The following is a 12390-nucleotide window of genomic DNA, read 5'->3' on the forward strand; positions in this document are numbered from 1 at the left end:
ATTCGAGGATGCTCGGCAAGCTCGATGAACCAAGTTAAAGCTTGAAAGGTGGTGAGGTACGGCAACAGCCAATAGAGGTAACCTTTTACCCCTAACACCAGCGTCAAACACAACGCGAGCAGGCCCTGACAAGCCAGCACTGAAAGTAACTCTCCTTTTTGGGACTGAGCATCAGTCGGTTAACCAACAGATACCTCAGGCTTTCCGGTGCACTCAAGAAGAACAACGGTTTTATCAGATGTGCGAACATGAATCCGAGCGTCGAACGTGCCTCGAACACTCCAGACTGTCGATAGTACCGGTAGTCAGGGTCGCGATCTTGGTCACCCAACTTGTGGTGGTGATCCACCGTATGCGAGCACTTGTAGCCGACCCAACCCTGGAAGACCAGGTATCCGGAGCACCAGGTGCCGAGAAACTTTCCCAGCCGTTTACTACGACACAAAGCCCCGTGCCGCCTCATGTAGCAACGTGGCCAACGCCCGCTGCCATGAACCGATCAGCAGCGTCGCCAGGGGCATTAGCCATGGGACTGGCCTCTCCAAGATAAATTGCCAGACTGATCCAGAACAAGTTCTGCAGCAAGGCGAGAGGGCCATGGTAGTTGCCATACAGGTACAGCTTCTTGATTTGGCCCTTAATATCTTTTGAAAACGGGCGTCTGAATTCCCGGCGCACTATTAAGCAAGGTGCAACATTGACTTGATACAATTTCACATTATGATTTAAATAATCACCCTGACCCGCCCCATCCCGAGACAACTGCCAGCCTATTACCGAAACCACCGAAGAATAGGTTCAGCTGCCCATGCATATAACCGCCGCGCACCTTTCTCAATATACACCTACAATAAAATGCCTGACGGTAAAGGCCATTCTGAACATCAAGTAAGACTGTTACTCGATGGTAGAACTCTGATGACGGCACAACAATCCCGATCGCACTGACAACGTGGCGGGGTAGTTCTGAGGACGCATTAGGACTTTTCGTAAGACCGACTACCTTGCCGCGCCCCAAGCCAAATTCTTGATAGGGATGCGCTGCGTAGCGAATCACTCGCAGCGACCTGCTGACCAGCCTGTTCTTGCTCAAAAAGCGCAATATTCCCTTCGGTGTCGTATAGCGCCGCTCGATGCCTTAGCAGCATCTCCTCTCTTTGCACGCTCAGCCCGGAACGTTCACGATTTTGGCTGTTTCCGCATGTTGAATCAGCCGGTGCTGGCCCTTGATCGAGAGGTGTCTGCTTCAACCTTCTCCAGCTGGGCAATTGAAAGGTTGTCGCCTGAAGAGCCAGCCGTTAAAACGACCTTCCTGGAGAGCACAGAAAGATAGCCTGCTCATTAATTTTTGGGAGCAAGCGCATCTGAGAAACAATATCGATTATCATTGTTTCCAGATATGTAGCCGCAAGCGAGGAAGTACCCGCATGACGTTCCGCAATAACCCCCTGTTGCGCGGCCTGGCCGTCTCCTTTTTTGCCCTGGTGCTGGGCACGCCAGCCGCCCTGGCAGCCGACCCGGTGTCACTGACCCTGTACAACGGGCAGCACAAGGAAATCGGTGAAGCCATCGCCAAGGCCTACGAGGCCAAGACCGGTATTCACATCAATATCCGCAAGGGTAGCAGTAACCAACTCGCCAGCCAGATCATCGAAGAAGGCGATCGCTCGCCTGCCGATGTCATCTACACCGAAGAATCGCCCCCACTGAACAACTTGGGGGAGCTGGGCCTGCTGGCGAAGATCGATGACTCCACCCTGCAGGTATTGCCCAAGGAATACGTGGCGGCCAACGGTACCTGGATGGGCGTCACCGCTCGCACACGGGTCGTTGCGTTCAACCCCAAGGTGATTGACGAGAAAGACCTGCCGCCCTCCGTCATGGACTTCGCCAATCCGGAGTGGGAAGGCAAGATCGGCTTCGTACCCACCAGCGGCGCCTTCCAGGAACAGGCCGTGGCCATCCTCAAGCTGCACGGCCGCGAAGCTACCGAAGAATGGCTGACTGGCCTCAAGGCGTTCGGTAAGACCTACACCAACAACATGGTTGCCCTCAAAGCCGTGGAAAACGGTGAAGTGGCTGCCGTACTGGTCAACAACTACTACTGGTATGCACTGAAGAAAGAGCGCGGCCAGCTCGACTCGAAACTCTATTACCTCGCCGACGGTGACGCCGGCGGCCTGGTGACCATCTCCAGCGCAGCAGCGGTCAAGGCCAGCAAGCACCCGAAAGAGGCTCAAGACCTGCTCGCCTGGATGGCCAGCGAAGAAGGACAGCGCCTGATCACCCAGACCACCGCCGAATACCCGTTGCACAAAGGCATGGTCTCCGACCAGGGCCTGAAGCCATTCGAAGACCTGCGTCCGCCGAAGATCACCCCGGCCGACCTGGGCAATGCCGAAGAGGCCCTGGAGCTTGAACGCGAAGTCGGCCTGCTCTGATGAGTGCCGCCCTGCCCGAACCACTGATTGGTCGCTTTGTGCCACGGCGCAAACGCCCGTCGATCTGGGTGGTGCTGCCTGTGCTGCTGCTGGTGGGCCTGAGCCTGCTGCCGCTGGCCTATGTCGGCCTCAAGGCCTGGCAAGCCGGCTGGCATGAAGCCTTTCGCCTGCTCTGGCGCCCATTCGTCTGGGGCCTGATGCGCAACACGCTGATGCTGATGGTGGGCGTTACGTTGGCCTGTGCCGTGCTCGGCCTGGCCCTGGCCTGGCTGCTGGAGCGCAGCGACCTGCCAGGGCGGCGACTGTGGGGGGTGATCTTGTGCCTGCCATTTGCCGTACCGGCGTTTGTCAGTGGCTTTACCTGGGTATCCCTGAGCCCTCGCTTCGAGGGCCTGGGCGGCGCGATCCTGGTGATGAGCCTGTCAAAGTACCCGCTGGTGTTCCTGCCAGTGGCCGCCACCCTACGCAACCTCGACACCTCGCTCGAAGAGTCGGCCCGCACGCTGGGGCAGAATCGCTGGGGCGTGTTCTTCAGAATTACCCTGCCGCTGCTCTGGCCCTCGATTCTCGGCGGCAGCCTGCTGATTGCCCTGCATATGCTGGTGGAGTTCGGCGCGCTGTCGATCCTGGGCCTGCAGACCTTCACCACGGCGATCTATCAGCAGTTCGAGCTGGAATTCAGCAACGCCAATGCGGCGATGCTGTCAGCGGTGCTGCTGTTCATGTGCCTGTTGATGCTCTGGCTGGAACTGCGCGTGCGCGGCAAGGCACGCCATATCCGTATCGGCCAGGGCGTGGCACGTCGAGCAGCACCGATTCGACTGCGCGGCTGGATGCCGATGGGCCAGGCGTTCTGCCTGGTGCTGGCCTTGCTGGGCAGCGGCATTCCTCTGGGCATGCTCGGCTACTGGTTGAGCGTTGGCTCCTCCGCAGCCTTCCCGGTCGCAGACATCAGCCGGGCGCTGTTTTCCTCGCTGTCGCTTTCACTCGGCGGCGCGGGGCTGAGCCTGTTACTGGCGCTGCCGGTGAGCTTTCTCGTAGTGCGCTACAAGGGCCGATTGGCGATCTGGGCCGAGCGCCTGCCGTATCTGCTGCACGCCCTGCCCGGCCTAGTGATTGCCCTGACACTGGTGTACTTCGCGCTGCACTACGTTCCGGCGCTTTACCAGACCACCGGCTTGTTGCTGCTGGCCTACGCCCTCCTGTTTCTGCCACTGGCACAAGCACCGGTTCGCACCGCCCTGAACAAGGCCGCGCCGCAACTCGAAGAAGCCGCACGCACCTTGGGCGCAACGCCGTTCAAGGCGTTTTGCCGGGTAACGCTGCCGATCATCTTCCCTGCACTGGCCGCGGCGTTCGCCCTGGTGTTCCTGGACGCCATGAAGGAACTGACGGCAACCCTGCTGCTCAGCCCGACTGGCATGACTACCCTGGCGACGGAAGTCTGGGCACACACCGCCAATGTCGAGTTCGCCGCGGCGGCGCCCTACGCAGCACTGTTGATCGTGGTGTCGGGGTTGCCGGTGTATTTGCTGACGACGCGGATGTATTTGAACCGCGCCTGAAGCTGTAGGAACATCGCGGGGCAAGCCCGCTCCTACCACAGGATCGGGCTTGCTCCGCGATCATGCTCAGGCCCTGAACTGCCCGAGGCTGGCTTTGAGCTGGTCGGCCAGGTTGTCGAGCACTTTGCTGCTGGCAGTCGTCTGCATCACCACCTCGGCAGCCCGTTCAGCCTGGGCATGAATGGTCTGCACGCGCCCACGCACTGCCTGCGCCCCCTGGGCTTGCTGTTCGGCCGCACGCGTCGCCAACCCGATTGCCGCATGCACCTGCTCCACCGACGCCTGAACGGACTGCTGCAAGCGTGCGTTATCACGCAATACCAGCAAGCCTTCGCTGGCCTGACGCCCCGCCTGACTGATTGCCGCCACCGCTTCCTTCGCGCCCTGCTGCAATGCACCGATATGCGCCTGAATGTCACCCGTCGAGCTCTGGGTCTTGCTGGCCAGAGCCCTCACCTCATCGGCGACCACGGCGAAACCGCGCCCGGTCTCACCCGCCCGCGCCGCCTCGATGGCCGCGTTGAGCGCCAGCAGGTTGGTTTGCTCGGCGATGCCGTGAATCACCGTCAACACCACTTCGATCTGCTCGCTCTGCTGGGCCAGCCGCTCGATCACCTTCGAACCGGTCTCCACCTGCCCGGCCAGGTCCTCGATCAACTTGGCCACTTGAGTCGACGTACGCGTGTTTTCATCGGTGGCCTGCCGAATATCCACTACCTGCTGCAAGGCCGACTGCATGGCCTGGCTTTCCGCCTGCGCCTCGTCGGCCATGGTCGACAGATCACGCAGGCTGGCCGCTACCTCATCACGCTGCAACTCGGCAGCGGCATCCGCACCGGTATTGCGCTGGGCCATGACACCGATCTCGATACCGGTACGCTGAGCCACTTCCCCGGCCTCACGCACGATCGGCTGGAGCTTGTCGACGAACTGGTTGACCGCCGCCGCCATGTCGCCGATCTCATCACGACTGTCGATGGGCACGCGCTTGGTCAGGTCGCCCTCACCCGCCGCCAGATCATTCAGCGCAGCAATAAGCAAGCGCAGCTTACTGACCACCCGACGCCCCAGCACCACCGCCACCACCAGCAGTACGCCAAGACCGACCAGGGCCAGGCCCAGGCCGATGTTCCAACGCAAGGTCGTCGCTGCCTCCTGGACGCTCTGCGAGGTTCCGGCCTGCATACCCGCGGCACTGGCCTGCGCCGCTTCCAGACGGGCACGCAAGGCCTTGTTGCTGTCGGCAGCAGCGCCAACCAGGCTGTCGCCCACGAGCTGATCGCCACTGGCGATCAGTGCCGAGAACCGTTTGTCGAGGGCCACCAGCTCGGCATCCACTGAAGCGGTGGAAACCCCCATCAGGACCTTGCCGATCTCCACTCCATTGGGGCTGATCGGTGCCTCGATGAAGTACACCGACGGGTCGTTACGAGCTGCATCCAGCACCTTGTCCAGCGCCCGCTCGCCCTGGCCCTTTTCCAGCAGCGCCTGGTTGATCGGGTTTTGCCGGTTCAGGTAACGGGTCAGGTGCTGGCCCTGAGCATCGTCGTAGACCACAAACAGCACATTGGGATTGCGCTGGGCGCGCCGGGAGAATTCGGACAGGGTGGGCACATCGTTGTCCCACATCGCTCGCGGCGCCACGGAGGCCAGCAGTTGCGCCATATCGTTGGCCGAGTCTTTGAGGTTTTTCTCCAGGGCTTCCCGCAACTGGGCCTGCTCGCCCTGCAGGCGAGTCGACAGACCGGCGGTCAATCGCTGGCGGGTGCTGGCGGAGAGGCTTTGCAGACCCGAGCTGACTTCCTGCCCGGCCTGCTCGAGCTCGGCGGACAATTTCTGGCTGTCCGCCCCCAGGCGCTTGCCCAAATCCGCTTCAAGCGCGGTGACTGTGCTCCGCGTCAGCGCAACCGCGACCAGCACTTGCACCAAAAGAGCGATACCAAGGGCAACAAAGACCGGCCGCAACAGGCGGCTTCGTAACAGTGAGAGAACGGCAGACACAAAAGAACCCTCTACTTCTGGGGCCATTAAAATGATGGCTACCCTGGAGCGATTCTTACAGCAAAGGTTGTGCCGAACAGCAGCCAGAAACGACAAAGGCCCCTATGAAGGGGCCTTTGTGTTCACATCAGCGCAGCTTAGGCGAACGGGTGACGCAGAACGATAGTCTCGTTGCGGTCCGGGCCGGTGGAGATGATGTCGATCGGCGCGCCGACCAGCTCTTCTACACGCTTGATGTAGGCACGGGCGTTGGCCGGCAGCTCTTCCAGGGTCTTGGCACCCAGAGTCGATTCGGTCCAACCCGGCATTTCTTCGTACACCGGCTCCAGGCCGATGTAGCTGTCGGCGTCGGTCGGGGCGTCGATAACAGCACCGTTCTCGTTTTTGTAGCCAACGCAGATACGGATGGTTTCCAGGCCGTCGAGCACGTCCAGCTTGGTCAGGCACAGGCCCGAGATGCTGTTGACATCGATGGCGCGACGCAGGATGACAGCATCGAACCAGCCGCAACGACGGGCACGACCGGTGGTAGCACCGAACTCGTGGCCACGCTTGGCCAGGAAGGCACCGACGTCGTCGAACAGCTCAGTCGGGAACGGGCCCGAACCCACGCGAGTGGTGTAGGCCTTGGTGATACCCAGAATGTAGTCCAGGTACATCGGGCCAACGCCGGAACCGGTGGCGATGCCGCCAGCGGTGGTGTTGGAGCTGGTCACGTACGGGTAGGTACCGTGGTCGATGTCCAGCAGCGAGCCCTGGGCACCCTCGAACATGATGTCCTTGCCGGCGCGACGCAGGTTGTGCAGCTCTGCGGTGACGTCGAGCATCATCGGCTTGAGCAGCTCGGCGTATTCCATGCACTCGTCCAGGGTCTTCTGGAAGTCGATTGCAGGCTCTTTGTAGTAATTGACCAGCACGAAGTTGTGGTAGTCCAGCAGTTCGCCGAGCTTGGCAGCGAAACGTTCGCGATGGAACAGGTCACCGATGCGCAGGCCACGACGAGCCACTTTGTCTTCGTAAGCCGGGCCGATACCGCGACCGGTGGTACCGATCTTCTGTTCGCCACGGGCTTTTTCGCGAGCCTGGTCCAGGGCAACGTGGTAGGACAGGATCAGCGGGCAGGATGGGCTGATACGCAGGCGCTCGCGCACCGGTACACCCTTCTCTTCCAGCTTGTTGATCTCACGCAGCAGAGCGTCGGGTGCAACCACCACGCCGTTGCCGATCAGGCACTGCACGCCTTCGCGCAGAACGCCCGACGGGATCAGGTGCAGCACGGTCTTTTCACCGTCGATCACCAAGGTGTGGCCCGCGTTGTGGCCACCTTGGTAGCGCACTACGGCGGCAGCATGTTCGGTCAGCAGATCGACGATCTTGCCTTTGCCCTCATCACCCCACTGGGTGCCCAGGACTACGACATTCTTACCCATAACACTTGTCCTCATTCGCGCAAACTTGGCGCCGGTTCGTACCGGCGGGAAAACTCAAATGGCCAGCGGCAGAACCTGCCAAAGCCCGTTTTGCTGAATCAATTGCCGATCGCAATCCGCCTCGACGGCGGCCGTCAGTGGCTGGCCAGGCAAGGCCTGGACCACCCGCTGACCTTCACTGCGCAATTGGCAGACCAACTGCCAGAGTGCCGCATCGCTGCTGTCGGGCATCCAGATCCCGCCAGACGGCAATACCACCTCGGCCCGCCCCAGTGTGACCAGGGTCTTCAAATCCGTGGAGAAACCCGTGGCCGGGCGTGCCCGGCCAAAGTCCGCTCCGATGTCGTCGTAACGACCGCCCTGAGCGATCGATTGACCAACACCCGGGACAAACACGGCAAACACTACACCGGTGTGGTAGTGGTAACCGCGAAGCTCCCCCAGGTCGAAATACAGTGGCAGCTCGGGATAACGCGTAGCCAGCCGTTCGGCGATGGCCATCAGGTCGTCCAGGGCAGCCAGAACCGCAGCCGGCGCACGCCCCAGGCGCACGCGCGCCTCGGCCAGCACTTCACGACCGCCGCACAACTCGGTCAACGAACGCAGCATGCCGGCGATGTCCGCTGGGAGGTTGGCAGTCAGCTCGATCACCTCATCGATGGCCTTGCGCTGCAGGGCGTCGAACAACTGCTGCTCGACCGCGCCAGACAGGCCGGCCGCACGGGCCAGGCCACGGTAAATACCGACGTGCCCAAGGTCCATGTGCACGTCCGGCACATCGGCCAGTTGCAGCATGGCCAGCATCAGGCTGATCACCTCGACATCACTGACCGGGCTGGCGTCGCCGTACAATTCGGCACCCAACTGGATCGGACTGCGCGAGGTCGACAGTGCACGTGGCAAGGCATGCAGCACGCTGCCGGCATAGCACAGGCGGCTCGGGCCTTCACGGCGCAGTGTGTGCGCATCTATGCGCGCAACCTGCGGGGTGATATCGGCACGAAAGCCCATCTGCCGGCCCGACTGAGGGTCAATGACCTTGAAGGTGCGCAGATCCAGGTCCTGGCCGGCACCGGTGAGCAGCGATTCCAGGTACTCGATATGCGGGGTAACGACGAACTCGTAACCCCAGCTCTGGAACAGATCCAACACCTGACGACGCGCGATCTCGATGCGCGCCGCCTCAGGTGGCAGTACTTCTTCGATGCCATCTGGCAGCAGCCAGCGGTCTACCGTTGCCATTACGCCATTTCCCCTATGGTCCGGGCGGCCTGCCCACGGGCGAGCCTTGAGTGGAGCAGGTATCGGCAAACAATAGCGCGCAGCACTGATTCCAGCGCGACCGCCGTGCCAATACCCTCGAATACCTTGGGCTGCTCTGTAGACCGGGGACCGCTAGCGGCCGTTCGATCTCGCAGACGCAAAAAAGCCGGGAATTTCCCGGCTGCCGCATCATACACCCGTTTTCTCGCGGGATCACCCCGCCAGGCATTTTAGCCGCCCGGCGGGGTGTGCATCCTTACGGCTTTGGTTTGTCCATGAAGCGGAAGAACTCGCTGCTCGGGTCAAGCACCAGCACGTCGCTCTTGTTCGCGAAGCTCTCACGGTAGGCCTTGAGGCTACGATAGAACGCGTAGAACTCCTGGTCCTGGCCGTAGGCCTTGGCATAGATCGACGCAGCCTCAGCATCGCCGTCACCGCGGGTCTCTTCCGACTCACGATAGGCTTCAGCCAGCAGTACACGGCGCTGGCGGTCGGCGTCGGCACGAATACCTTCGGCCAGCTCGTTACCCTTGGCGCGGTGCTCGCGAGCTTCACGCTCACGCTCGGTGCTCATCCGCTCGAAGACGCTGCGGTTGACTTCCTTGGGCAGGTCGATGGCCTTGACGCGAACGTCGACCACTTCGATACCCAGCTCCTTGCTGGCCATGCGGTTCAGCGATGCAGTGATGTCAGCCATCAGCGCGTCACGTTCACCGGAGACCACTTCGTGCAGGGTACGCTTACCAAACTGGTCACGCAGGCCGCTTTCCAGACGACGCGACAGACGTTCGTCGGCAATCTGTTTGAGGCCCGAGGTCGCGGTGTAGAAGCGCTCGGCATCCTTGACCCGCCATTTGGCGTAGGCATCGACCATGACCGCTTTCTTTTCCAGGGTCAGGAAGCGCTGTGTCGGGGCATCCAGGGTCATCAGGCGAGCGTCGAACTTGCGCACCTGGTTGACGTAAGGAACCTTCACATGCAGGCCAGGCTGGACATCGGCCTGGACCACACGACCGAATTGCAGCAGTACCGCACGCTCGGTCTGGGCCACGATGTAGAAGCTGTTCCAGGCCACGATCGCCAGCACGACGCCAACAATCAGGGCGATCAGCGATTTATTGCTCATCAGCGGCTCTCCCTAGAACGCAACTGCTGTTGCTGCTGTTGCAGCTCCGCCGCCGCACGATTGGCCGCATCGTTGGCCGATACCGGCGCGCTGCTGACCGGGGTGCTGCTGGCGCGGCTACCTTCGACCATCTTGTCCAGCGGCAGGTAAAGCAGATTGCTCTGGCCATCCTTGCCGGAAACCAGGACCTTGCTGGTGTTGCTGTAGACTTCCTGCATGGTGTCCAGGTACAGGCGCTGACGGGTCACTTCAGGTGCCTTGCGGTACTCGGCTACCAGCTTAGTGAAGCGGTCGGCCTCACCCTTGGCGCGGGAGACGACTTCGTCACGATAACCGTTGGCGTCCTCGATGATCCGCTGGGCCTGACCGCGGGCTTCCGGCACCACGCCATTGGCGTAGGACTCGGCCTGGTTGCGGGCACGCTGCTCGTCTTCACGGGCACGGATCACGTCGTCGAAGGCTTCCTGCACTTCACGCGGGGCTGCTGCGCTCTGTACGTTGACCTGGGTGACGGTGATACCGGTACGGTAGGTGTCGAGGAAACGCTGCAGGCGCTCCTTGATTTCCACAGCCATCTGCTCACGACCTTCGGTCAGTACCTTGTCCATGGCGGTGGAGCCCACCACATGGCGCAGAGCACTGTCGGTCGCGTGCTGCAGACTGACTTCAGGCTGATCGACGTTCAGCACGAAATCCTGCAGGTTGGTGATCTTGTACTGCACGGTCAGCGGAACCTCGACGATGTTCTCGTCTTCGGTGAGCATCTGCCCCTGCTTGGTATAGGCACGCTCACGCGTGACGTTTTCCATGTACTTGCGATCGATCGGCGGGAAGTAGATGTTCAGGCCCGGCCCTACGGTTTCGTAGTACTTGCCGAAGCGCAGCACCACTGCCTGCTCCTGTTCATCGACCACATACACGGCGCTGTACAGCCAGATAGCTGCCAGCACGGCCAGGCCGACGCCGAGCAGGCCGAAGCCACCGCCCTTGCCGATACCGCCGTTACCACCGCGTTTTTTGCCACTGCCGAACATGCCGTTCAGGCTGTCCTGCAGCTTGCGGAAGGCCTCGTCGAGATCCGGTGGCCCTTTCTTGTCGCCGCCACCACGGCGCCCACCCCAAGGATCCTGATTATTCGAGTTGCCACCCGGCTCATTCCAAGCCATAGCGCTCTCCATCTGATAAAGCAAAGACGCACCCACGGCGCGCCGACCAATGCTACAGAATGCCTGTCACGGCTGCCCGACCGCGTCGCCGGGCATTTATTGCAAAGTATGTTGCTCGATGAACTCCAACGGCTTCAGGCCCGCGCGACTGACCAGGCGATTGAGTTCGACCCGGGACAAACGCACCGCCAACAGGCTGCTGCCTTCATCGTCATGCTCCTCGCTCTGCACCGCGCCCAGTTCAAAGAACTGCGCACGCAACCGCGCAAAACGCTGTTCAAGGCGCAAGGTTCCGATAAACAGGTCATCCCCCAGCAACTCGGCTACCGCCTGCCCCACCAACTCCAGGCCGCGTCCATCACGCGCTGAAACCCAGACCCGCTGCGGCTTGCCGTCGGCATCGCGCTGAATCTGCGGCTCGACGCCCTCAAGCAGGTCGAGTTTGTTATAGACCTCGAGGATCGGCAAGCCTTCTGCACCAATCTCCCCCAGTACCGCCATCACCTGCTCGATCTGCTCCATGCGATCAGGCTCATGGGCGTCGATCACGTGCAGCAGCAGGTCGGAGTTGCTCGACTCTTCGAGCGTAGCCCGAAAAGCTTCGACCAGCTTGTGCGGCAGGTGGCGAATGAAGCCTACGGTGTCTGCCAGCACGATCGGCCCGACGTCGTCGATCTCGAGCCGGCGCAAGGTCGGGTCGAGGGTGGCGAACAGCTGGTCGGCCGCATAGACCTCGGATTGGGTCAGGGCATTGAACAGGGTCGATTTGCCGGCGTTGGTATAGCCGACCAGGGAAACTGAAGGAATATCTGCCCGCTTGCGACCCCGACGTGCCTGCTCGCGCTGGCTGCGCACCTTCTCAAGGCGAGCCTTGATCTGACGCAGGCGAACACGCAGCAGTCGCCGGTCGGTTTCCAGCTGGGTCTCACCCGGGCCGCGCAGACCGATACCACCTTTCTGCCGTTCAAGGTGCGTCCAGCCTCGAACCAGCCGCGTGCTCATATGCTCAAGCTGGGCCAGCTCGACCTGCAGCTTGCCTTCATGGGTACGCGCCCGCTGGGCGAAGATATCGAGAATCAGACCGGTACGATCAAGCACGCGACACTCGAAGATGCGTTCGAGGTTACGTTCCTGACTGGGTGTGAGGGTGTGATTGAAAATCACCAGATCTACCTGTTCGGCATGGACCAGGTCGCGCAATTCCTCGACCTTGCCGCTGCCAATCAGGTATTTGGCGGTGGGCTGATGTCGCGCCACATTGGCGAACGCGACAATATCGGCCCCAGCCGACAATGCCAGCTCCTGAAACTCCTGCGGATCTTCGCGCGCCTCAGGGTTCTGACCTTCCAAGTGAACGAGGACCGCTCGTTCACCACCACCGTGGCGCTCAAAGAACAA

9 protein-coding genes are annotated in these 12390 nt (G+C 61.3%); 2 read left to right on the forward strand and 7 right to left on the reverse strand.

What is annotated here, in order from left to right; translation table 11 throughout:
• Positions 1-103 precede the first annotated feature (103 nt).
• A complete protein-coding gene (locus ABVN19_RS20180; protein WP_105642333.1) occupies positions 104-463 on the reverse strand; it encodes a fatty acid desaturase in 360 nt (119 codons plus the stop codon).
• Positions 464-1427: 964 nt separating this feature from the next.
• Between ABVN19_RS20180 and ABVN19_RS20185 the strand changes: the two genes are divergently transcribed.
• Positions 1428-2441: an extracellular solute-binding protein gene (locus ABVN19_RS20185; RefSeq protein ID WP_105642334.1), complete on the forward strand. Its 1014-nt coding sequence runs from the start codon at positions 1428-1430 to the stop codon at positions 2439-2441.
• Positions 2441-4006 (forward strand): iron ABC transporter permease, encoded by a 1566-nt coding sequence (locus tag ABVN19_RS20190; protein ID WP_028945683.1) that lies wholly within the window; start codon positions 2441-2443, stop codon positions 4004-4006. The genes ABVN19_RS20185 and ABVN19_RS20190 overlap by 1 nt, the downstream gene beginning before the upstream one ends.
• A gap of 66 nt (positions 4007-4072) precedes the next feature.
• On the opposite strand, the gene ABVN19_RS20195 is transcribed toward ABVN19_RS20190, so the two are convergent.
• The 6 genes from ABVN19_RS20195 to hflX form a co-directional block, all read right to left on the reverse strand.
• A complete protein-coding gene (locus ABVN19_RS20195; RefSeq protein WP_105642373.1) occupies positions 4073-6007 on the reverse strand; it encodes a methyl-accepting chemotaxis protein in 1935 nt (644 codons plus the stop codon).
• Positions 6008-6144: 137 nt separating this feature from the next.
• The gene (locus ABVN19_RS20200) at positions 6145-7437 is read right to left on the reverse strand and encodes an adenylosuccinate synthase (protein WP_028945681.1); all 1293 of its coding nucleotides are present in this window, start codon (positions 7435-7437) and stop codon (positions 6145-6147) included.
• 54 nt (positions 7438-7491) lie between these two features.
• Entirely contained in the window at positions 7492-8679 is a 1188-nt protein-coding gene (locus ABVN19_RS20205) for an ATP phosphoribosyltransferase regulatory subunit (protein WP_028945680.1), read from the reverse strand.
• Positions 8680-8956: 277 nt separating this feature from the next.
• Positions 8957-9826, reverse strand: a complete 870-nt coding sequence (gene hflC / locus ABVN19_RS20210; RefSeq protein ID WP_028945679.1) for a protease modulator HflC — start codon at positions 9824-9826, stop codon at positions 8957-8959.
• Positions 9826-10992 carry an FtsH protease activity modulator HflK gene (gene hflK / locus ABVN19_RS20215; protein WP_028945678.1) on the reverse strand — a complete coding sequence of 389 codons (1167 nt, stop codon included), beginning with the start codon at positions 10990-10992 and terminating at the stop codon, positions 9826-9828. Before hflK ends, hflC begins: the two co-directional genes overlap by 1 nt.
• A 96-nt stretch (positions 10993-11088) precedes the next feature.
• The gene (gene hflX / locus ABVN19_RS20220) at positions 11089-12390 is read right to left on the reverse strand and encodes a ribosome rescue GTPase HflX (protein ID WP_028945677.1); all 1302 of its coding nucleotides are present in this window, start codon (positions 12388-12390) and stop codon (positions 11089-11091) included.

The sequence above is a fragment of the Pseudomonas vranovensis genome, assembly GCF_040438935.1.
GTDB lineage: Bacteria > Pseudomonadota > Gammaproteobacteria > Pseudomonadales > Pseudomonadaceae > Aquipseudomonas > Aquipseudomonas vranovensis.

Coding starts and splice junctions, on each gene's coding strand:
- ABVN19_RS20180 (WP_105642333.1), bottom strand. CDS start 463: ATGAGGCGGCACGGGGCTTTGTGTCGTAGTAAACGGCTGGGAAAGTTT.
- ABVN19_RS20185 (WP_105642334.1), top strand. CDS start 1,428: ATGACGTTCCGCAATAACCCCCTGTTGCGCGGCCTGGCCGTCTCCTTT.
- ABVN19_RS20190 (WP_028945683.1), top strand. CDS start 2,441: ATGAGTGCCGCCCTGCCCGAACCACTGATTGGTCGCTTTGTGCCACGG.
- ABVN19_RS20200 (WP_028945681.1), bottom strand. CDS start 7,437: ATGGGTAAGAATGTCGTAGTCCTGGGCACCCAGTGGGGTGATGAGGGC.
- ABVN19_RS20205 (WP_028945680.1), bottom strand. CDS start 8,679: ATGGCAACGGTAGACCGCTGGCTGCTGCCAGATGGCATCGAAGAAGTA.
- hflC (WP_028945679.1), bottom strand. CDS start 9,826: ATGAGCAATAAATCGCTGATCGCCCTGATTGTTGGCGTCGTGCTGGCG.
- hflK (WP_028945678.1), bottom strand. CDS start 10,992: ATGGCTTGGAATGAGCCGGGTGGCAACTCGAATAATCAGGATCCTTGG.